Here is a 15493-nt window from a genome sequence, read left to right on the forward strand (position 1 = left end):
TCTCTACAACCGCGGCTGGTGTGACGGTCGCGCTACCATAGCTGATCCGAGAGTTGTTCCCGAATGCGTGGTCGACGATCAGCCAACACAGGAGGCCATCATGAAGAAGTAACCGCACCACCTCCGCCGGACTAATATAGCGCCCCCATCAACCACCGCTCCTTCCGAGCACCTACGGCGCATCGGACTTCAACCAAATCTCTCAATTGGCACTCAACTAGAGCTCATGGGATCAAAATCGATTTAGTTCGATCGGGTCATGAGACGAACGGCTTGCCATAATACCCCCTCGCTGAATGCGGGTCTGCAACGACCTAAACTTGTGACCCGTCCACCGCATGAGCGTGGACCGAGCCGCTCCTTCGAGAATGGAGCACCTCAAGGCCCTCGCCACCAGCGAGGGCCTTTTTCTTTGCCCACGGAGAGCGACCATGAGCAGGACCACCATCACCACGGCATCTGATCCCAACACCAAATACCACGACGTCTGTAGCCAGCTCGAATTCAGCGGTTGGGCCAAAATCAGCTGCGGAGAATATGCGTCGATCTGGGCTCACCCCGATTGCCCCGACTCCGTCTTGAAGGTCGGCCACGACCTCAGCGACGGCTGGCTGGACTACGCCAAGTCCTGCACCAAGACCCGCTCGCCCCACGCGCCCCGTATCCACGCGATCGAGCTCTACGAGAACTTCTTCTACGCCGAGATCGAGCGCCTCGCGCCTCTCTCACCCGATCGCTACTACGAGGAAAGCCTCAGCCGGCATCCTTATCCCGAGGACGTTCCGACCCACTCGCTGGCATGCTTCCTGCGCCGTACGGAGCGCGTCCGCCGCAAGTTCACGGACCATCTCGCCGACTACCATGAGAACAACTTCATGGTCCGGCCCTCCACCAACGAAATCGTCTGCACGGACCCATGGTGCTAACATGAGAGCCCAGATCAATCACGCCCGCCGCAACGCCTGCTTCAGCGAAGCCGCACTGCGCCAAAAGGGATACCGTCAGATCGGCCGCGGAGCCTTCTCCAAGGCGTTCGTCCATCCCGACGCCCCCGAAGTCGTCATCAAGGTCGGCAAGCTCTACAGCAAGCGCTGCGGTCTCACCGATGGCTTCCCGCACTTCGCCCAGCAACTGCTTGAGGGCGAGATCCATTCCAAGTTCTTCCCCAAGGTCTACGGGCTCGTGATCGACCCCGTCAAACAGCTCTTCTGGTGCATCATGAAGCGCTACCGGAAGGTGCGGGGCGCCAAGAAAACGGCCGAGCAGATCAGCACCACACACAAGGCCATCACCGGCTCCATCAGCGGCACCAAGCCGGTCGGCCGCTTCCGCAAGGCGATGGAACAGCTGATCGACCATCGGTTCATCTCGGACATTCACGCTGGCAACGTCCTCTGGAACGGCGCCACTCCCATCGTCATCGACCCAATCTGCATCCGGCCGCGTTACCAAACGGAGTTCTACGCATGATCACCCAGACCCAATTCGACACCATCTACCGCGGCCTGGCCGCCCAGGGCTGGGAGCGGTCATACGACGAGGAGCACACCATGTGCCTGTACCGCGACCGACCCAACGGCCGGAAGTGTGCGATCGGCCACCTCATCGCCGACGAGGACTACACCGTCGACATGGATGCATTCGACACCAGCAGCGGCTGCTTCACACTGGTCAACTTTCACCAGCGCGATCTGCTGATGGACATGACGTCGGACGAGTTCCAGCTCCTTCAGCAGGCCCATGACAACAACGAGTACCCGGCCGAAATGAAGGCTGCTTTCGAGGACATCGCCCTCGACCTCGGCCTGGTGATCCCGTCATGAAGAACTGGCGGAACTCCGTCCACGACGTCGGCCCTCCCCTCCACCACGACGACCCGCGCCACCGGTTCACCAAGATCGGCTTCGGTGGGGTCGCCATCGTCATCGGCCCAGGCCCGTTCGCGGTGCCTGCGCCGTCCGTCTATGTCAAGGAGACACCCAGTGAATGACCGAGTTCGCTTCACCCTCAGCGACGTCGACAAGAACCACGCCGCCAACGCCAGGGCAGCGCAGAAGGCCTTCGGCCTGACCTGCACCCAGGCCTACAACGCTGTCCGCACCGAGCAGACGATCATCTGCCGGCCAAGCCAGTTCGCCCGGTTCCTGATCTTTCGGTCGCAGGAAGTCGACGGCAACCGCTTCAAGCAGCTCAACGCCGAGCTGCTTCCGCCCGAGCACCTCGACTACATGCTCGACGTCACAAGGAACGCAGCATGACCACCATCACCTCTAACTTCGCCATCCTCGACGTCAAGGCCGGCCGCCACCGGCTCGCCCGTCATTTCTCGAACCGCCCGCGTCTCGGCGAGTGCCCCGAGAAGCTGCGTATCCCTATCGTGATCCACGGATACATCGACGACATCCATGGTCACGATGATGGGGTCAGTCAGGAGTTCCAGATCACGGTCTCGAAACTGGAGACGTCATGAACCGCAAGATCGACTTCCCCCAGCTCCTGGAGCCAATCTATGCCCACGGCAGGAATGGCTTCTTTCAGGCCGCGGCGCTCAACGTGCTCGAGATCACCAACTCCTGTCTCGTCCTGGAGAACTGGACGAGCAAGGGCACGATTGGCCGCGGCCGAGTGGTTCTGCCGGTGGACCGCAACGTGGTTCGTGATCTCGCGAACCACCTCAACAGGATAGCCGACCGGCTCCCCTGACCCACAAGTTTCAGGTGCATCGCTCTCCTCCTGCGGGTCCACCAACCATCCACTTAACGGCAACGCATGTTGGCTCGATCTGGCACCTGGATCGGGGCGTGGATGGTTGGCACCTACGCCATCATTGGAGACCATCGTGAACGTCAACGACCTCACCTTCAACACCGGCCGCCTCTACACCAAGGACGGCCAGGTCATCCGCGCCGTCTTCGATGCCAACGCCGGCGTCGTGCGCTTCAACGACTTCTCACGCATGGTGTCGGGAGAGTTCCCCTACCAGCGCCACAACAACACGCCCCAGGATCTCGCCCTCGCGGTGATGCTTGCCTACGACCACGGCATCTACACCTACACCCGCGAGGCCCCGCGCCGTGACCCGGACGCCGAGATCAGGAGCATCCGGCTATGAGGCTGACCGCCCTGCTCCTCACCCTGACGCTGCTCACCGGCTGTCAAACGGTCGACAACTGCTCCTTCTGGAAAGGCAAGCCCTACGACGGGAGCCAGGAACTCTGGCGGCAATTCGACTGCCCGCTGACCGGGCAGCGCAGCACGTTTCTCAAATATCAGGAGTAGTCGTGACCACCGAATGGAACCCCGGTCAGCAGACCGATGCCCAAGCAGAGGGCTGGGACATCTTCGAAGCGAGCGGCTCCCAGCTCAATGAGAACGGCGACCGCCCCTTCCAGCTGCAGGCCTGTGACCAAGCCCAGATATTCACCGGCTTCCTCTGCGACCTGAAGGCCTGGACCCACGTTTACACCAAGGCGATGACCGGCTCGCTGCTCCACCAACAGGCACTGAACTTCCTCAAGGAACACAGCGCGCCGGAGTTCGAGGCCATCATCAGCGAGAACAGCCCTGACGGGCGCGAACTGAACGAGGAGTTCCAATGGCCGATGCTCTGAAATGCCTCTGGCAGATCCTCGTGCCGTGCAACTACAACAACGGCAAGCCCGTCCGCACCCGCCACCACCGTGAGTGGGACAAGCGCATCAGGGCGATCACCGGCGGCCTCACGATCCTGTCCCCGGGCAAGGGCCAGTGGGTCGATCCCGCCACCGACACGCTCTACCAGGACCGCGTGATCCCGGTGCAGCTCATCGCGACCGCCGAAGAAATGGAGCGGATCGCCGACATCACCAACCAACACTACCGCCAGCTCGCCGTCATGTATTTCAAGATGAGCGAGACGGCGATCATCAGGGAGGCAGCATGAACGCCTTGTGCTTCCAGGTCCACGGCGACCACATAACGGAAATCTCCCGAACCCGCGTGATCGAGGGCCGCTTCGATCACGGCTACCGCATCCTCTATGAGGGCCTGCACGGGATCAGCGCGGACCAGGTGCTCTCAATCCTGCGAGGTGACAGCAAGCTCGAAGGCATCAACGATCTTGACCTGATCGAGGACAACGACACTGAGTGGAAGGCCAAGCTCGAATACCACTTCGCCGGTGTCTGGGTCACGTCGGCCGGCCGGCATCTGCGCCCCTACGCCATTGTCACGTCGTGGGGACCTGACGACATGAAGCACGCCGCTCGGATCACCCCCGACAGCGACAGCGTGAAGACATCCAGTCTGATGCAGCCGATCGGCCAGGAAATGTCCGGGCGCAACCTGTATTACGCCGACGACCCCGACCGCGACGTGGTGAAGAGCCTGCGGTTCAAATCGAATGACCCGGACATCGCGACCGCAAAGGACGGCACGGTGTCGATCCTCTTTAAGGAGATCAGAGGGTTCCCGATGACTCTCATGTCGGCACACCACGACCCGCAGAAGGCGCTGGATGCCTTCATCAACGCCGACCGCAATCTGGAGCGGCGCGGCTACTGCGACCTGTATCCGCGTGAATATTTCAAGGTGCGGTACGAATGCGAGAAGGTCACCGACCCGGCGCCCGACGCCCAGACCCACATGACGATCAACGAGAACAGCCAGACCGACTTCAACACGATCGGCCGGTTCCGCAACAAAGTGATCGACGCCAAGCAGCGCGGCATGGAGCTGGAGGAATACGAGCACTACCAGAGCATCATGCTGAACAGGGACAGTCCCTTCCAGCAGCGGCTCGATGCACTCGATAACGTCATGAAGCTCCAGAAGACGCTTGATCGAAGCATTCCCGACTGGCGGGAGGCGATCATCGAGCAGGCCGGACTCAGCTGGATCGAAATGGAGTTTAATGGAAAGACGATCCGCTTTCCGAGAGCGCCGTTCGAGAACTGGTGCCTATGGCGCACGGACGGCGCCCACCTGGCCCCGCCCTGGCAGATCGTGTCGCCCCAAGGCGTCAAGATGATGGGTGATGATCCATACCACACCGACTTCCTGATTGGCGCCGGCCTCGAGCCGGATGCCATGATGCGGGACCGCATGTTCAACGACGCTGTCTTCAAGCTCCGCGGCGAGGTCCAGCAGGAGAAGATGGGCTTCGAATGTGCGGTGCTCAGCGGCAAGGGCTCGGCCTGGGGCACGGTGGTCCATCCGAAGGTGGGCGACTCCCTACCGGACGATGCGATCGTCGTGCTGAAGAGCGCATCGGCCAAATATCTGGACCTCGCTCTCCAGGCCAAGGGCGTGATCGTGGAGCGTGGTGGTGAAATGGCACACCTGATCACCGTTGCCCGGGAAAAGGACGCGATCATCGTCCGCGTTCCCGACGCTCTCAAGATCTACCCCGCCGACGCTTCAGTCACGATCGACGCCTCCGAAGGCAAGGTCACTCTCCACGAGGGCGACATGAAGTCGATCTGGGAGTTCAGCCGTCGCCAGGCAGAATGACCCTAGCGCCGTGTCGTAGCTTCACGACGCGGCCCTCCTGCCCGCGCACGGCCTCCTCGTAGGCCGCCCGCGCCACGCGAATATTCTTCGCCACCGCCAACGTCTCATCCACCCGCAGATCGTCGCCGCTCCACAGCTCAACGTGGAATGCGAACTCTTCGATTGTGGGTGGATCGATGCGCCGTGCCATGAATTTATTCCTACACCCTGAACGGATGGAGAACAAGGTGAAATCCTTCACTCTCGACGGCAAGCGGCACAAAATCCACCCCAAGATCCCGCTCCAACAGATCCGCTGGCTGATCGGCCGGCAGCATGTCGGCACGCCCGACGCCGACATCGAGCAGTTGGTCGCCGCTCGCGCCAACGACTGGCCCAGGGCGGCGGTCGACTCCGGTAAGAAGTTCGCCGTCTGGTGCCACCGCAAGAACCAGGAGCTGGTGAGGGAGATGAGGCTGTGACCGAACTCCGCACCAATGTCATGGTCCGCGGCGAAGCTCGTTTCGACATGGTTGGTCAAAAGCTGCCTTACAGCCTGCACGACACCGACGAGCAGATCAGCCCCGGCCTCGTGACCAGGCTCTATCGCTACGCCCTGCGCGAGCTGGTGGAGAGCGGCTTCGAAATCTCATCCTGGGACTGCGAGGTCTACACGATGGACGGCAATCTCCGCCCATCGGAGCGCTACTATTGCGTCGAGTTCACCGGCCCCAAAGGCGGGATGATCGGTGTGCAGGGCATTATGACCAATTACGGTTGGCCATGCCTCGATCATGGCCTTTGCGTCGGGAGGGACAGGTCATGACCGTCCATCACTACACCCGCTGGACCTTCAAGGCCTCTCGGCTCGCCCACACCGAAGCCTGCCAGATCGAGGATGCCGATGTCTGGCGCCAGATCGGCACCCCCGGCGAGCTCGGCTTCCTGCGCCTGCTTTCCAACTGGAACCGTGTCTCCGCCCGAGGCTTCGAGACCACCGGCATCCTCTACCTCTATCACCCGGAGTACAAACCATGAGCATCCGTCACCAATACCAGCGCTGCAAGCCGGTGACCGACAAGAACATCGGCAAGAACCTGCTCAAGCGCGGGAAGAAGGACTACTCAGCCGGCGGCGGCGCCAAGGAGCTGGCCCGGGCTGCGAAGAGGGCCGCGAAATGACATGGGTTCCCTGCCAGCGCTGCAAGCTACTCACCCAGATCGACCAGCTCGACAGCAAGCCGAAGATGACGCCCCTACTGCGGGTCATCAATGCGGCCCGAGGCCAGATCAAGATGCTGGCCTATGCAGCGGACCACGGGCACGATTTCACCGTGCTCGAATGCAGGACCTGCTACGGCCCGGGCTGGTCGTCCAACACGGCCTGAACCGTCGCGTGGCGCAGCTTCGGCTCGCCTCGCAACGTTCGCACCTTTGCCTTTACCCTGGACGCAAGCCACTCGACCTCGGGCTCGACCGCCGCCTTTGGCACCCCCACTGGCGGTCTCCCGCTACGAACTCGTTCCATGAGGCGCTCGCGCATCTGCTTTGTGACCGCGATGGTGGCGCGACCGACATATTTGCCCTCGCGTGCCATGATCCCGACCGTCTGCTTGCCGGGTTCCCGCTTGAGGCCGAGCAGCTCGAATTCGCCGACCTCCCAGCACTTCGTCTTGACCCAGATGTCGGACGGGCCGCTGCGATAAGGGCTGTTCCGGCGCTTCGAGACGATGCCCTCAAGGTCCATCTTCTCGGCTGCGGCGTAAAACTCAGCGCCGCCGCCCTCGACGTGCTGGCTGTACTGAATGATGCCCTCGGCCGGCTTGACCAGATCCCACAGGATCGCCTTGCGCTCAATCACTGGCCGCTTGCGAAGGTCCTCACCGTTCAGGTGCAGGATGTCAAAGGCCACGAAGGCGAGCAGCTCGGCATTCCAGGCCATACGTGAGTGCATCTGGCGGAAGTTCGGCCGCCCATCAGGCTCCGGCGCGATCATCTCGCCGTCTAGGATGAAGGCCTTGGCCGGCAACTTCTCGGCCGCGGCGACGATCGGCCAATAGCGCTTCGACCAGTCGTGCCCGTTCTTGGTGAAGGCCCGGGCGCCTGCCCAGTCAAGGATCAGCTGGGTGCGAAACCCGTCATATTTGATCTCGTGGATCCAGTCGTCGCTGACCGGCGGCTCGAGCACCAACTCTGGTTCCAATGGCTTGATGAACTTCAGACGCATACCCCACCCACCCCGCGATAAGTCACGAGGTCCAATTCTGTTCCGGAACAATTTAGCCGCTTTGAATTTAAAAGATAATGACGAAGCTCTCCGACCTCGGCAAACCAAAACCAGGCCATCGGCATGGTGGCGACCCGGTGCGTGAAGAGGACAACTTCTACACCTGCAAAATCTGCGGGCAGAAGGTCGATATGCGCGATCTGCGGCAGGTGTTCTGGCACGAAGAGCCAGACCATGAACCTTTAGAATACGACTCCTAACCCCGACATCACGGAGGAGCCATGAAGCTCCGCGCCATTTGGAGCCAGCGCTACCAGCACTGGGTGCTTTGCCATGACCAACCCTGTGAGAAGGGCGAGACGAGCGTCGTAGCCCGTCTCTACGACTGCGATGGGCCGGCGATCGCCGAGCGCTTCAACATTCACCACCACCCTCAACGCTACCTCACCCTCATGAAGGAGGTCTACGGACTATGACCACCGCGCGCTACTTCTGCCTCGCCGTCTACGGCTTCAAGAAATGCTGCCCGGTCCACCTTGACCCCTACACCAAGAACAACGCCGAGCGCGCCAAGCGGTGGCAGATGGTGGCCGACCAAGGTGGCCAGGACAACTTCCACATCGTCACGGTGCATCCGACCGAACGCGGCACCTTCGTGTCGGTCGAGACCGGCGCCCACTTCGAGGCGAGCCAAATGGCCTACACCAAGGAGGCCTGGGACCGCTTCCTCGACCGGATGTGGCCCCCGGCGTGAACCAGCGCCACAAGGCGATGCTGAAGATCCTGAAGCTGTCCGACGTGACCACCGCGCGTGGCTTCACCGAGAACGAGGTCCGCACGGCCGACGCCAAGATCCAGCAGCTGATGGAAACCCACAAACTTGAGTTCAGAAAACCCCGCCGGCGCCGCTGGTGGGCATCCATTTGGAGATTGAGATGGCGTTCCCTAACCACATGAGGCCGATCGAGGCCACGATCGTCGGCAATCTGATCAAGAAGGCCCTGGGCCTGGGCTGGACAGTGTCGGTCTACGACGGCGAGGAGTGGGCTCTCCAGCAGTCCAGTGACTACGAGGCGATCACCACCGAGATCGCTGCCACCGACGAGACCCAGATCATCTTCCGCGGTGGTATCGGCCAGAGGATCGGCTGGCTGCAGCTCATCCACGGCAACGACGAAGACGTGATCTCAGACCACACCGACAACATAGCCATGGGGCTGTTGGTGCAGGGTCTCGCCGCATGAAAATCGTTGTTCAGACCCTGGCGATCGACGATCGCAACGGCACCCAGTCCATGGCCTTCGCCACCGAGGACGAGCTCTATCGCTACCTCTACGATGATGTGATCGCCTGCAACAGCGACCTCCTCACCTACGAGCAGTTCCTGGAAGACCCCTGGGACTACATCCCGAAATTCAGCGGCGATCTGGACACCTACTCGGCCGACGAGGTGGTGCTCGACATCCCGCTCTGGCGGATCCTCCGCGACAATCTGAAAACGAAACTGGAGAAGTGGCTACCATGAACGTCGACGCCATCAACAATCTGGCCGGCTTCCTCGAAAACATCCCGAGCAAGCACAATCGCGGCTTCAACATGGGCAGTTATACCGGTCCCACCGACCCCGACGAGAGCACCAACGTTGGCTTCCAGTGCAACAGCACGGCATGTATCGCCGGTTGGGCATGCCTTGTGGTGGGCGAGAAGGGTCAGATCCGGAAAACCGCTCGCAGCACCAAAGACGTCCCCAGTCGTTACGAGGATTTCGCCGCCGATCTTCTCGACCTCGACTACCGCACCAGCAAACAACTGTTCGAGCCAATGAACGTAGGCCCTCACGTCAATGCTGACGTCGACTGGGACAAGATCACGCCCCGGCAGGCCGCCAAGGTTCTGCGCCACCTCGCGAAAACGGGAGAAGCCGATTGGTCGATCGCGCTGTGAACATCAACCCCAACACCCTGGCCAACATCTGCGCCGTTGCGGCGGAACGCTTCAAAAACCACGCGAAGGAGTTCTGCAAGCTGATCGATTACAAGCCGAAGGCCAACACCGGCACGACGATCGACATGATCCCTCACGGTGAAGGCGCCCGTCGCTTGGCAGAGCAGTTCGAGCTGCAGGCCAAGGAAGCCGAGGAATACGCTGCCATCTTCGCGGAGGCAGACACCATAAAAGTGAGCTAGTCCTTGTCCGACTGGCGTTCACGTCGCTCGATCTCGCGCTCCACGGCCTCACGGATAAACGCCGCCCGCCGATTTTTTCCGCCTGCAATTTGATCAATCTTCTCCGCCATGCCCTTGGGCAGTCGGACAAGTATTGGCTTCACATTCAATGGCGGGCGTCCCATTCGCCTGCGACTATCCGATATCGGTATTTGAGTCAATTCGCTCTCCTATTCGATAGCGTTTATTGACATATAACCGATATCGCTTATAGCTTCAACCAGTAAACAGAACGAGGTGATCCCATGAAAGCGCCTGACGGAACAGCCATCGTCGCCACCCTGGAAAACACACCCGGCACGTGTGGTGTCGTCTTTGAAAACGACGGCACCTGGGATTTCGATGGCAGTGGGACGGAGCACAATTACGACGGCCAGGAAACCGTCACCCGAGCCGACCAGACTGTCTTCATTGACGAAGATGGCAAGGAGTGGCTGGAAAGCCAACTGATCCCCGATAGCGCCAGGCCGCGGAAGAACATCAAGCCGTGGTTCCACGACCGTGAGCTCCGCCGGATCGAGATCGTCAACACGATCGAGTCCCTGATGGAGCGCACCACCGGCAAGAAGCTCAAGGTGGCCGAATGCGAGTACCTGACCCGCGCAGTCACTCTGTTGCTCACCAGATCGGAACCCGAGAAATGAACCTGTATTCGATCGAGCTGAAGATCGCCGCCACGGCCTACATCAAGGCCGTGGACGAGGAGCAGGCCCTGGCCGCGGCCATGGACATGGTCGGCAACGGCATCGAGCTGAGTGAAGACCTGTGCGCTGGTATCCCCATCACCGGCCGCCGTTTTGACGACGAGGACCTCCCCGAAGTCAGCCTATCGCCGGCGATGACGATCGACAGCTTGTGGAGCCCCGATACCACGCCTGATCTTGCCGAGGAGGATGTGCCTGATGCGCCTGAAGATCGTCCCTAACGGCGCCGAGCGCCACATCCAACACCGGAGAAACTGCACATCATGATCACTGGCAAGACGCTGATCGACTGGGGCATCGACCCCAAAGGTAGAGGCAAGTGGTTCGGCGAAGCGATCCGCAACGCCAACATCCTCCATAGCCTCGGCCGGTCGGGGATGGAGATCCTCGCCGAGATCCGCAAGAGCGAACCCCAACTACCCCCCGAGATCCCACTCCGCACCAACTCACTGCCGTTCAACGTTTTCCTCGAGCCGGAGGACGAGATCGAGCACACCAACCTCAACCTGGTCGTCGAGGCCATGGACAAGCTGATGCGAGTGCCGACCGTCGAGAAGGCCGTCGTCATGCCCGACGCCTGCCCTGCCGGCATCATCCCGGTCGGCGGCGTGGTGGCCACCATGAATGCCATCCATCCCGGTTTCCACTCGGCCGACGTCTGCTGCTCGATGGCGATCACCGTCTTCAAGCGCATGGAGGATCTGAAGAAGATCCTGGACGTTGCCCAGGAGGTCACTCATTTTGGCCCGGGTGGCCGTAGGGCGCTTCACACGTCCATGGGTGCTTCCATTGGTCTGGTCGATCTTATCGACCGCATGGATGGTAACCGCTTCACGCAAGACCGCCAGTCAAAACACGGCGACATCGCCGAGACCAATCTCGGCACCCAGGGCGACGGGAACCACTTTCTGTTCGTCGGCGCGCTGCGCTCGACCGGTCAGCCCGCCATCGTGACCCATCACGGCTCCCGCGGACTCGGTGCGCTCGTCTACAAGCGAGGCTTGGCCGCGGCCAAGAAGCACACCGCGATCGTGTCGCCCAGGACCGACCCACAGGCCGCTTGGATCGACGCCGACAGCGAGGCCGGCCAGGATTACTGGAAGGCGCTCCAGCTGGTGCGCGAGTGGACAAAGCTGAACCACTTCGTCCTCCACGACCGCATCCAGCAACGCATTGGCAACTCCGTGGTCGATCGGTTCTGGAACGAGCATAATTTCGTGTTCCGGCGCGACGACGGCCTCTACTACCACGCCAAGGGTGCCACCCCGTCATTCGCCGGCTTCTCGGCTGACGACGACGGCCGGACCCTCATTCCTCTCAACATGGCGGAGCCGATTTTGGTCACGCGGCACGCCGACAAAGTCGAGGCGCTTGGCTTCTCACCACATGGCGCCGGCCGGAACATGAGCCGGACTGCCTACCTCCGCGACGTGATTGGAGACCGAGACGGTGCCGCTATCATGACGATGCTTCGCCGGAAGGTCGATGCCCGTTTCTATCTCGGCATCCCCGACCTGTCCGAACTGCCCGAGGCATACAAGAACGCCGAACAGGTTCAGCAGCAGATCAACAAGCACGGCTTGGCGAAGGTGGTCGACTTCGTCGATCCCTACGGCTGCATCATGGCCGGCGAAATGCACTGGCAAAGGAAAACCAAATGAAGATCGACCTCTTCTATATCGAGGGCGAGCACGACACCGTGCCGGGAATTGCCCGAGCCCTTGTCGCCACCGAGGCCGACGCCAAGAAGGAGGCCGAGGAACTGCTCAAGGCCGGCGCCCACGTTTACCGCCAGGACATGTCGGTCGAGGTCCCCCTCGCCTACAGCCATCTTGAAGTGGAGGCTGCGCTCTGCGTCTGGGAGCACCTATGCGAGATCACCGTCGTTGGAGACCAGCCGGCCAGTCCTGAATGGATGAAATACCGGGAAGACGTCGGCTCGCTCGAGCTTCGGCACCACAGCATCGACATCGGCAAGTGGGTGCTCCAGGTCTACGACCTGCTGCCCGAATGGTACAGGGCTTCTGGCGCCTATGACTGGGAGATCGTCCCCGCGATCGTCAGCTGTCTCACGCCGGGTGAAGCTTTCCGCGACCCGGTCATGGCCCGAAGGGAGCTCCTGATCAGTCAGAGCGCCAAAGAGGAATACTTCCGGAGCTGCGATTGGCACCTGAAGGCCTTCTACGGCATCACGATCGAAGACGCTGGCGTGGAGAAGGACGAATTTCTCCAGGTATGGTTCGACATCAATACCGACCCGGCCGAGCAGATCAGGCGCTACGCCGAGAAGTACGATCTGGAGAAGATCAGATGACCGCCGACGACATCAATGTCCGCCTCAAGGTGGACATGAGCTGCTTCATCACGGTCGGCGTCTACGCCGGCCCGATAACTTCAGCGATGATCGCTGAGCACGTCTACGAGCTGGTCGTGCAAAGCAAGATGGTCGACCTGATAGACAAGGTCACGATCGATGCCATCACCTTGGACGACAACACCACCCTCATTGAGGCAGGAACATGCACACCCGGCTGAACATGCAAGACTGGAAGGTCGCCGAAGGTGAAGACGCAGACCCCCGCAAATGGGTCGTCAACATCAAGTCGGAGACATCCCGGATCGACGTCGAGGCGAAATGCCCAGACGGCACCAAACGCAAGCTCTGGGTCGAGATCAACGACGGCCAACTGGTCGTCCATGCCTACGATCCCGACCATGACGAGCCGGTCAACGTGAGGATCACGAAGACCGGCATCCTCGTCGACAGCGACGACCGCGGCGAGAAGCCGCTGAACCGCTACGAGCGGTTCGAGGAATTCGTCCAGCAGATGGCCCGCCTCACGACGCCGGAGAAGGAGTTCGAGGAGAAGAAGGCCGCCGGTGAGAACTGGGACGGCGTCACCTACGAGGACGCCGACGAGATGGTCTCGGACTTCAGCGACGACCGGCTCTGCGACGAATACGGCGCCTTCATGACAATGGTCCGCGCAGCAAAGGAGCTGGTGAAATGAACAAATTCCAAAAGGCCGCGGCTGCGACTTTCTCCAATGGAGAACATAGCCACGTCCAAGACCTAACCCAGGCGGATAAGGTGGGCGACACACTCTTCCTCTTCATCCTCCGCGAATTGGAGGACGTCGAGGACGCCGAAACGGCCAGCAGTCGGATCGACCGAGCGGTAATTGACCTGATGGAGGTCGGCAACGCCCTGGAGCTGGTGCGATGATTGTCTACAACGTCGACCGCGCCTGGTTCCCGATGAAGAACGACGCTGACGCCCACCGGCGTCAGCTCGGCCTCAAACCGGCCGCGCTCGCCACCATCAGGATCGACTCCCGAGAGGAGCTGGCCGCGTTCTTGAACGCCCTCATGGGCCTAAAGAAGGAGCCGGCGCCCGACGCGCCGGAAGAAACCCCGCCCGCCGGTGCTATCTTGGAGCCACATGTCGTGGAACCCGAGGTGGTCGAACGAAACTATATCGAGGTGCCTGACTTCGTGCCCATGTTCCTGGCTAAGGAGCATGCGAAGCAACAAGGCAAGGAGATCCGGTGGATCAGTTCGGCTTCGACCGAGACCAACCCCGGATCTTGAAGTTCGGCAGCTGGTCTTCTTTGACCACGCCGGCCCTCACCATCTTACCCTTCAGCTCCTGATATTGGCGGATCAGATCATTCTGATGCTCGATCGCCTTAGCCTGCTTGGCCTGCATCACGGCCTCGTGGATGGCTTCGAGCTCGTCCATGCTTTTGTCCGTCAGGTCCACTGGATACTGTTTTGGCATAGGAACCTCCATGTCTAAGAAATACGACGTCACGATTGTCGAGACGGTCATACACACCTTCACCATCGACGTCGAGTCCGACGAAGATCCGAATGAAGCGGCCGGTGAGGCGTTTGTCCAGGCCGAGAAATTCGAGGAGCTGGAGAACTACGGCCTCGTGGTCAGTCACCGGGAGGTAGAGAATGTCACACCTCAGTGAGGTCTACTGGAACAGCCACAAGCGCTGTTTCAGCATCCGGCCGAAATTCGCCTGTGAGCTTGAAGGCTTCGACCAATCCCCCAGGGGTCGCGTGTTCTACAATCGCGGCCCCTTCGTTTTGGCGGCGCCCCGCTTCAAGGTCAACGAGGTCACTCGCCAGCGGGTAATCCGCACCGGAAAGAAGGAGGTTCACGCAACAATCTCTGGTCTTCCTCTAGTACTGGAGACTTTGACCATTCCAACAGGAGCACAACGAGTGCGATACAACCCGTTCAGGGCCCCATACTTTCAGGGCCCGGGAGGTGGCGCCGTCTGGCATGCCGACATCGCGTTCATGAAGGACAACGAGGTCTGGATCCTATGACACCCAAGCAGAAAGAGCTCCTCGTCCGGGGACTGCTCACCAACAGGCTCTACCCCGCCGGGGGTGAGTACGCTGCAATAAAGGCGATGAAGCGCCGGGGCTGGACGACCGAGGAATGGTTCATCGGCCGCGAAACCATCACGACCGATGGGGTGGCCGCGCTCGAAGCCAACAGCAAACCAATCGAAATTTTCCAGGCCAATTTTCGGTACCTGCTGCTCGTCAAGGGCCAGCCCGTCGCCGAGATGTTGCCTGGGCAACGCCAGAAAATGGAGAAACTCCTTGCAGATACAGGTCTATGAGCCTCTGACCGGCGACGTACTCACCCGAGCGGACGTCGCCAACATGAAGCTCCCCTTCGAACACGGCTGGGATCAATGGTGGGTGACGAGCCCATCCGGGCGCATCCTCGGGCGCCACAATTCCTATGACGCCGCCGAGCTCCAGGCCCGTATCCAGCCCCTCGCAGCCTAAACCACCCCTCCCTTCTCAATCGCTTCCACCCGCGCCCTGAGCGCCACGGCG

Annotated in this window: 41 protein-coding genes; 37 read left to right on the top strand and 4 right to left on the bottom strand. The window is 60.9% G+C overall.

The window, feature by feature from the left end:
• Positions 1 to 431 precede the first annotated feature (431 nt).
• From FJ979_RS02175 to FJ979_RS02220, 12 genes are all read left to right on the top strand, one after another.
• Positions 432 to 926, top strand: a complete 495-nt coding sequence (locus FJ979_RS02175) for a hypothetical protein (RefSeq protein ID WP_140579932.1) — start codon at positions 432 to 434, stop codon at positions 924 to 926.
• A 1-nt stretch (position 927) separates the two neighbouring features.
• Positions 928 to 1470 carry a hypothetical protein gene (locus FJ979_RS02180; RefSeq protein ID WP_140579933.1) on the top strand — a complete coding sequence of 181 codons (543 nt, stop codon included), beginning with the start codon at positions 928 to 930 and terminating at the stop codon, positions 1468 to 1470.
• Positions 1467 to 1823, top strand: coding sequence for a hypothetical protein (locus FJ979_RS02185; protein ID WP_140579934.1), 357 nt, complete (start codon positions 1467 to 1469; stop codon positions 1821 to 1823). Before FJ979_RS02180 ends, FJ979_RS02185 begins: the two co-directional genes overlap by 4 nt.
• Complete coding sequence (locus tag FJ979_RS32410; protein WP_181176973.1) at positions 1820 to 1990, top strand: hypothetical protein; 171 nt, start codon at positions 1820 to 1822, stop codon at positions 1988 to 1990. Before FJ979_RS02185 ends, FJ979_RS32410 begins: the two co-directional genes overlap by 4 nt.
• Positions 1983 to 2258, top strand: coding sequence for a hypothetical protein (locus tag FJ979_RS02190; protein ID WP_140579935.1), 276 nt, complete (start codon positions 1983 to 1985; stop codon positions 2256 to 2258). Before FJ979_RS32410 ends, FJ979_RS02190 begins: the two co-directional genes overlap by 8 nt.
• Positions 2255 to 2470, top strand: coding sequence for a hypothetical protein (locus FJ979_RS02195; RefSeq protein WP_140579936.1), 216 nt, complete (start codon positions 2255 to 2257; stop codon positions 2468 to 2470). The genes FJ979_RS02190 and FJ979_RS02195 overlap by 4 nt, the downstream gene beginning before the upstream one ends.
• Positions 2467 to 2703, top strand: coding sequence for a hypothetical protein (locus tag FJ979_RS02200; RefSeq protein ID WP_140579937.1), 237 nt, complete (start codon positions 2467 to 2469; stop codon positions 2701 to 2703). Before FJ979_RS02195 ends, FJ979_RS02200 begins: the two co-directional genes overlap by 4 nt.
• Before the next feature lie 136 nt (positions 2704 to 2839).
• The gene (locus tag FJ979_RS02205) at positions 2840 to 3112 is read left to right on the top strand and encodes a hypothetical protein (protein WP_140579938.1); all 273 of its coding nucleotides are present in this window, start codon (positions 2840 to 2842) and stop codon (positions 3110 to 3112) included.
• The gene (locus FJ979_RS32415) at positions 3109 to 3279 is read left to right on the top strand and encodes a hypothetical protein (RefSeq protein ID WP_181176974.1); all 171 of its coding nucleotides are present in this window, start codon (positions 3109 to 3111) and stop codon (positions 3277 to 3279) included. Before FJ979_RS02205 ends, FJ979_RS32415 begins: the two co-directional genes overlap by 4 nt.
• A 2-nt stretch (positions 3280 to 3281) precedes the next feature.
• Entirely contained in the window at positions 3282 to 3611 is a 330-nt protein-coding gene (locus FJ979_RS02210) for a hypothetical protein (RefSeq protein ID WP_140579939.1), read from the top strand.
• Positions 3596 to 3922 (top strand): hypothetical protein, encoded by a 327-nt coding sequence (locus FJ979_RS02215; RefSeq protein WP_210241461.1) that lies wholly within the window; start codon positions 3596 to 3598, stop codon positions 3920 to 3922. Before FJ979_RS02210 ends, FJ979_RS02215 begins: the two co-directional genes overlap by 16 nt.
• Entirely contained in the window at positions 3919 to 5490 is a 1572-nt protein-coding gene (locus tag FJ979_RS02220) for a PEP-utilizing enzyme (protein ID WP_140579940.1), read from the top strand. Before FJ979_RS02215 ends, FJ979_RS02220 begins: the two co-directional genes overlap by 4 nt.
• Here FJ979_RS02220 and FJ979_RS02225 read toward each other — a convergent pair.
• Positions 5468 to 5680 (bottom strand): hypothetical protein, encoded by a 213-nt coding sequence (locus FJ979_RS02225; RefSeq protein ID WP_140579941.1) that lies wholly within the window; start codon positions 5678 to 5680, stop codon positions 5468 to 5470. The genes FJ979_RS02220 and FJ979_RS02225 overlap by 23 nt on opposite strands.
• Before the next feature lie 37 nt (positions 5681 to 5717).
• Between FJ979_RS02225 and FJ979_RS02230 the strand changes: the two genes are divergently transcribed.
• From FJ979_RS02230 to FJ979_RS02245, 5 genes are read left to right on the top strand one after another with little or no spacing between them, the layout of a single operon-like run.
• Positions 5718 to 5951 carry a hypothetical protein gene (locus FJ979_RS02230; RefSeq protein WP_140579942.1) on the top strand — a complete coding sequence of 78 codons (234 nt, stop codon included), beginning with the start codon at positions 5718 to 5720 and terminating at the stop codon, positions 5949 to 5951.
• Positions 5948 to 6295 (top strand): hypothetical protein, encoded by a 348-nt coding sequence (locus FJ979_RS02235; RefSeq protein WP_140579943.1) that lies wholly within the window; start codon positions 5948 to 5950, stop codon positions 6293 to 6295. The genes FJ979_RS02230 and FJ979_RS02235 overlap by 4 nt, the downstream gene beginning before the upstream one ends.
• Positions 6292 to 6507 carry a hypothetical protein gene (locus FJ979_RS02240; RefSeq protein WP_140579944.1) on the top strand — a complete coding sequence of 72 codons (216 nt, stop codon included), beginning with the start codon at positions 6292 to 6294 and terminating at the stop codon, positions 6505 to 6507. The genes FJ979_RS02235 and FJ979_RS02240 overlap by 4 nt, the downstream gene beginning before the upstream one ends.
• Entirely contained in the window at positions 6504 to 6650 is a 147-nt protein-coding gene (locus FJ979_RS32420; RefSeq protein ID WP_181176975.1) for a hypothetical protein, read from the top strand. Before FJ979_RS02240 ends, FJ979_RS32420 begins: the two co-directional genes overlap by 4 nt.
• Positions 6647 to 6856, top strand: coding sequence for a hypothetical protein (locus FJ979_RS02245; protein ID WP_140579945.1), 210 nt, complete (start codon positions 6647 to 6649; stop codon positions 6854 to 6856). The genes FJ979_RS32420 and FJ979_RS02245 overlap by 4 nt, the downstream gene beginning before the upstream one ends.
• On the opposite strand, the gene FJ979_RS02250 is transcribed toward FJ979_RS02245, so the two are convergent.
• Positions 6823 to 7695 (bottom strand): RNA ligase family protein, encoded by an 873-nt coding sequence (locus tag FJ979_RS02250; protein WP_246675575.1) that lies wholly within the window; start codon positions 7693 to 7695, stop codon positions 6823 to 6825. The genes FJ979_RS02245 and FJ979_RS02250 overlap by 34 nt on opposite strands.
• A gap of 77 nt (positions 7696 to 7772) precedes the next feature.
• Here FJ979_RS02250 and FJ979_RS02255 point away from each other — a divergent pair, with 77 nt between their 5' ends.
• From FJ979_RS02255 to FJ979_RS02290, 8 genes are read left to right on the top strand one after another with little or no spacing between them, the layout of a single operon-like run.
• The gene (locus FJ979_RS02255) at positions 7773 to 7955 is read left to right on the top strand and encodes a hypothetical protein (protein WP_140579946.1); all 183 of its coding nucleotides are present in this window, start codon (positions 7773 to 7775) and stop codon (positions 7953 to 7955) included.
• Positions 7956 to 7976: 21 nt separating this feature from the next.
• A complete protein-coding gene (locus FJ979_RS02260) occupies positions 7977 to 8171 on the top strand; it encodes a hypothetical protein (protein ID WP_140579947.1) in 195 nt (64 codons plus the stop codon).
• Positions 8168 to 8449, top strand: a complete 282-nt coding sequence (locus FJ979_RS02265; RefSeq protein ID WP_140579948.1) for a hypothetical protein — start codon at positions 8168 to 8170, stop codon at positions 8447 to 8449. Before FJ979_RS02260 ends, FJ979_RS02265 begins: the two co-directional genes overlap by 4 nt.
• Positions 8446 to 8652: a hypothetical protein gene (locus FJ979_RS02270; RefSeq protein WP_140579949.1), complete on the top strand. Its 207-nt coding sequence runs from the start codon at positions 8446 to 8448 to the stop codon at positions 8650 to 8652. Before FJ979_RS02265 ends, FJ979_RS02270 begins: the two co-directional genes overlap by 4 nt.
• Positions 8631 to 8939 carry a hypothetical protein gene (locus FJ979_RS02275; RefSeq protein ID WP_140579950.1) on the top strand — a complete coding sequence of 103 codons (309 nt, stop codon included), beginning with the start codon at positions 8631 to 8633 and terminating at the stop codon, positions 8937 to 8939. Before FJ979_RS02270 ends, FJ979_RS02275 begins: the two co-directional genes overlap by 22 nt.
• Positions 8936 to 9220: a hypothetical protein gene (locus FJ979_RS02280; protein WP_140579951.1), complete on the top strand. Its 285-nt coding sequence runs from the start codon at positions 8936 to 8938 to the stop codon at positions 9218 to 9220. The genes FJ979_RS02275 and FJ979_RS02280 overlap by 4 nt, the downstream gene beginning before the upstream one ends.
• Positions 9217 to 9639: a hypothetical protein gene (locus FJ979_RS02285; RefSeq protein ID WP_140579952.1), complete on the top strand. Its 423-nt coding sequence runs from the start codon at positions 9217 to 9219 to the stop codon at positions 9637 to 9639. Before FJ979_RS02280 ends, FJ979_RS02285 begins: the two co-directional genes overlap by 4 nt.
• Positions 9621 to 9881 (top strand): hypothetical protein, encoded by a 261-nt coding sequence (locus FJ979_RS02290; RefSeq protein ID WP_140579953.1) that lies wholly within the window; start codon positions 9621 to 9623, stop codon positions 9879 to 9881. Before FJ979_RS02285 ends, FJ979_RS02290 begins: the two co-directional genes overlap by 19 nt.
• Here the strand turns inward: FJ979_RS02290 and FJ979_RS32425 are convergent.
• Entirely contained in the window at positions 9878 to 10024 is a 147-nt protein-coding gene (locus FJ979_RS32425; protein WP_281405497.1) for a YlcI/YnfO family protein, read from the bottom strand. The two genes, FJ979_RS02290 and FJ979_RS32425, sit on opposite strands and share 4 nt — an antisense overlap.
• 141 nt (positions 10025 to 10165) lie before the next feature.
• Here FJ979_RS32425 and FJ979_RS02295 point away from each other — a divergent pair, with 141 nt between their 5' ends.
• The 8 genes from FJ979_RS02295 to FJ979_RS02330 are packed head-to-tail and all read left to right on the top strand — an operon-like array spanning position 10166 to position 14215.
• On the top strand, positions 10166 to 10564 hold the full coding sequence (locus FJ979_RS02295) for a hypothetical protein (RefSeq protein WP_140579954.1): 399 nt from the start codon (positions 10166 to 10168) through the stop codon (positions 10562 to 10564).
• Positions 10561 to 10845: a hypothetical protein gene (locus FJ979_RS02300; protein WP_140579955.1), complete on the top strand. Its 285-nt coding sequence runs from the start codon at positions 10561 to 10563 to the stop codon at positions 10843 to 10845. The genes FJ979_RS02295 and FJ979_RS02300 overlap by 4 nt, the downstream gene beginning before the upstream one ends.
• Before the next feature lie 42 nt (positions 10846 to 10887).
• Positions 10888 to 12285 (top strand): RtcB family protein, encoded by a 1398-nt coding sequence (locus FJ979_RS02305; protein WP_140579956.1) that lies wholly within the window; start codon positions 10888 to 10890, stop codon positions 12283 to 12285.
• A complete protein-coding gene (locus FJ979_RS02310) occupies positions 12282 to 12938 on the top strand; it encodes a hypothetical protein (RefSeq protein ID WP_140579957.1) in 657 nt (218 codons plus the stop codon). Before FJ979_RS02305 ends, FJ979_RS02310 begins: the two co-directional genes overlap by 4 nt.
• The gene (locus tag FJ979_RS02315) at positions 12935 to 13159 is read left to right on the top strand and encodes a hypothetical protein (RefSeq protein ID WP_140579958.1); all 225 of its coding nucleotides are present in this window, start codon (positions 12935 to 12937) and stop codon (positions 13157 to 13159) included. The genes FJ979_RS02310 and FJ979_RS02315 overlap by 4 nt, the downstream gene beginning before the upstream one ends.
• The gene (locus FJ979_RS02320; protein ID WP_140579959.1) at positions 13144 to 13635 is read left to right on the top strand and encodes a hypothetical protein; all 492 of its coding nucleotides are present in this window, start codon (positions 13144 to 13146) and stop codon (positions 13633 to 13635) included. The genes FJ979_RS02315 and FJ979_RS02320 overlap by 16 nt, the downstream gene beginning before the upstream one ends.
• On the top strand, positions 13632 to 13850 hold the full coding sequence (locus tag FJ979_RS02325; RefSeq protein ID WP_140579960.1) for a hypothetical protein: 219 nt from the start codon (positions 13632 to 13634) through the stop codon (positions 13848 to 13850). The genes FJ979_RS02320 and FJ979_RS02325 overlap by 4 nt, the downstream gene beginning before the upstream one ends.
• Positions 13847 to 14215, top strand: coding sequence for a hypothetical protein (locus FJ979_RS02330; RefSeq protein ID WP_140579961.1), 369 nt, complete (start codon positions 13847 to 13849; stop codon positions 14213 to 14215). The genes FJ979_RS02325 and FJ979_RS02330 overlap by 4 nt, the downstream gene beginning before the upstream one ends.
• Here FJ979_RS02330 and FJ979_RS02335 read toward each other — a convergent pair.
• Complete coding sequence (locus FJ979_RS02335; protein ID WP_140579962.1) at positions 14178 to 14366, bottom strand: hypothetical protein; 189 nt, start codon at positions 14364 to 14366, stop codon at positions 14178 to 14180. The two genes, FJ979_RS02330 and FJ979_RS02335, sit on opposite strands and share 38 nt — an antisense overlap.
• 49 nt (positions 14367 to 14415) lie before the next feature.
• Between FJ979_RS02335 and FJ979_RS02340 the strand changes: the two genes are divergently transcribed.
• Genes FJ979_RS02340 through FJ979_RS02355 form a run of 4 tightly spaced genes read left to right on the top strand, consistent with a single transcriptional unit; the run spans position 14416 to position 15442 of the window.
• Positions 14416 to 14604 (top strand): hypothetical protein, encoded by a 189-nt coding sequence (locus tag FJ979_RS02340; protein ID WP_140579963.1) that lies wholly within the window; start codon positions 14416 to 14418, stop codon positions 14602 to 14604.
• Positions 14588 to 14968, top strand: a complete 381-nt coding sequence (locus FJ979_RS02345; RefSeq protein ID WP_140579964.1) for a hypothetical protein — start codon at positions 14588 to 14590, stop codon at positions 14966 to 14968. The genes FJ979_RS02340 and FJ979_RS02345 overlap by 17 nt, the downstream gene beginning before the upstream one ends.
• Positions 14965 to 15270 carry a hypothetical protein gene (locus FJ979_RS02350; protein WP_140579965.1) on the top strand — a complete coding sequence of 102 codons (306 nt, stop codon included), beginning with the start codon at positions 14965 to 14967 and terminating at the stop codon, positions 15268 to 15270. Before FJ979_RS02345 ends, FJ979_RS02350 begins: the two co-directional genes overlap by 4 nt.
• Complete coding sequence (locus tag FJ979_RS02355; protein WP_140579966.1) at positions 15251 to 15442, top strand: hypothetical protein; 192 nt, start codon at positions 15251 to 15253, stop codon at positions 15440 to 15442. Before FJ979_RS02350 ends, FJ979_RS02355 begins: the two co-directional genes overlap by 20 nt.
• Positions 15443 to 15493: the final 51 nt, after the last annotated feature.

The sequence above is a fragment of the Mesorhizobium sp. B1-1-6 genome, from assembly GCF_006443035.1.
Taxonomy (GTDB): domain Bacteria; phylum Pseudomonadota; class Alphaproteobacteria; order Rhizobiales; family Rhizobiaceae; genus Mesorhizobium.

Bases quoted from the DNA above. Each gene is read 5' to 3' on its own strand.
- FJ979_RS02245 (WP_140579945.1), top strand. From the start codon at position 6,647: ATGACATGGGTTCCCTGCCAGCGCTGCAAGCTACTCACCCAGATCGAC.
- FJ979_RS02285 (WP_140579952.1), top strand. From the start codon at position 9,217: ATGAACGTCGACGCCATCAACAATCTGGCCGGCTTCCTCGAAAACATC.
- FJ979_RS02250 (WP_246675575.1), bottom strand. From the start codon at position 7,695: ATGCGTCTGAAGTTCATCAAGCCATTGGAACCAGAGTTGGTGCTCGAG.
- FJ979_RS02255 (WP_140579946.1), top strand. From the start codon at position 7,773: ATGACGAAGCTCTCCGACCTCGGCAAACCAAAACCAGGCCATCGGCAT.
- FJ979_RS02320 (WP_140579959.1), top strand. From the start codon at position 13,144: ATGCACACCCGGCTGAACATGCAAGACTGGAAGGTCGCCGAAGGTGAA.
- FJ979_RS02265 (WP_140579948.1), top strand. From the start codon at position 8,168: ATGACCACCGCGCGCTACTTCTGCCTCGCCGTCTACGGCTTCAAGAAA.
- FJ979_RS32415 (WP_181176974.1), top strand. From the start codon at position 3,109: ATGAGGCTGACCGCCCTGCTCCTCACCCTGACGCTGCTCACCGGCTGT.
- FJ979_RS02260 (WP_140579947.1), top strand. From the start codon at position 7,977: ATGAAGCTCCGCGCCATTTGGAGCCAGCGCTACCAGCACTGGGTGCTT.
- FJ979_RS02330 (WP_140579961.1), top strand. From the start codon at position 13,847: ATGATTGTCTACAACGTCGACCGCGCCTGGTTCCCGATGAAGAACGAC.
- FJ979_RS02225 (WP_140579941.1), bottom strand. From the start codon at position 5,680: ATGGCACGGCGCATCGATCCACCCACAATCGAAGAGTTCGCATTCCAC.
- FJ979_RS02350 (WP_140579965.1), top strand. From the start codon at position 14,965: ATGACACCCAAGCAGAAAGAGCTCCTCGTCCGGGGACTGCTCACCAAC.
- FJ979_RS32410 (WP_181176973.1), top strand. From the start codon at position 1,820: ATGAAGAACTGGCGGAACTCCGTCCACGACGTCGGCCCTCCCCTCCAC.
- FJ979_RS02315 (WP_140579958.1), top strand. From the start codon at position 12,935: ATGACCGCCGACGACATCAATGTCCGCCTCAAGGTGGACATGAGCTGC.
- FJ979_RS02180 (WP_140579933.1), top strand. From the start codon at position 928: ATGAGAGCCCAGATCAATCACGCCCGCCGCAACGCCTGCTTCAGCGAA.
- FJ979_RS02220 (WP_140579940.1), top strand. From the start codon at position 3,919: ATGAACGCCTTGTGCTTCCAGGTCCACGGCGACCACATAACGGAAATC.
- FJ979_RS02345 (WP_140579964.1), top strand. From the start codon at position 14,588: ATGTCACACCTCAGTGAGGTCTACTGGAACAGCCACAAGCGCTGTTTC.
- FJ979_RS02215 (WP_210241461.1), top strand. From the start codon at position 3,596: ATGGCCGATGCTCTGAAATGCCTCTGGCAGATCCTCGTGCCGTGCAAC.
- FJ979_RS02175 (WP_140579932.1), top strand. From the start codon at position 432: ATGAGCAGGACCACCATCACCACGGCATCTGATCCCAACACCAAATAC.
- FJ979_RS02185 (WP_140579934.1), top strand. From the start codon at position 1,467: ATGATCACCCAGACCCAATTCGACACCATCTACCGCGGCCTGGCCGCC.
- FJ979_RS02325 (WP_140579960.1), top strand. From the start codon at position 13,632: ATGAACAAATTCCAAAAGGCCGCGGCTGCGACTTTCTCCAATGGAGAA.
- FJ979_RS02335 (WP_140579962.1), bottom strand. From the start codon at position 14,366: ATGGACGAGCTCGAAGCCATCCACGAGGCCGTGATGCAGGCCAAGCAG.
- FJ979_RS02280 (WP_140579951.1), top strand. From the start codon at position 8,936: ATGAAAATCGTTGTTCAGACCCTGGCGATCGACGATCGCAACGGCACC.
- FJ979_RS02340 (WP_140579963.1), top strand. From the start codon at position 14,416: ATGTCTAAGAAATACGACGTCACGATTGTCGAGACGGTCATACACACC.
- FJ979_RS02300 (WP_140579955.1), top strand. From the start codon at position 10,561: ATGAACCTGTATTCGATCGAGCTGAAGATCGCCGCCACGGCCTACATC.
- FJ979_RS02275 (WP_140579950.1), top strand. From the start codon at position 8,631: ATGGCGTTCCCTAACCACATGAGGCCGATCGAGGCCACGATCGTCGGC.
- FJ979_RS02240 (WP_140579944.1), top strand. From the start codon at position 6,292: ATGACCGTCCATCACTACACCCGCTGGACCTTCAAGGCCTCTCGGCTC.
- FJ979_RS02305 (WP_140579956.1), top strand. From the start codon at position 10,888: ATGATCACTGGCAAGACGCTGATCGACTGGGGCATCGACCCCAAAGGT.
- FJ979_RS02295 (WP_140579954.1), top strand. From the start codon at position 10,166: ATGAAAGCGCCTGACGGAACAGCCATCGTCGCCACCCTGGAAAACACA.
- FJ979_RS02310 (WP_140579957.1), top strand. From the start codon at position 12,282: ATGAAGATCGACCTCTTCTATATCGAGGGCGAGCACGACACCGTGCCG.
- FJ979_RS32420 (WP_181176975.1), top strand. From the start codon at position 6,504: ATGAGCATCCGTCACCAATACCAGCGCTGCAAGCCGGTGACCGACAAG.
- FJ979_RS02200 (WP_140579937.1), top strand. From the start codon at position 2,467: ATGAACCGCAAGATCGACTTCCCCCAGCTCCTGGAGCCAATCTATGCC.
- FJ979_RS02195 (WP_140579936.1), top strand. From the start codon at position 2,255: ATGACCACCATCACCTCTAACTTCGCCATCCTCGACGTCAAGGCCGGC.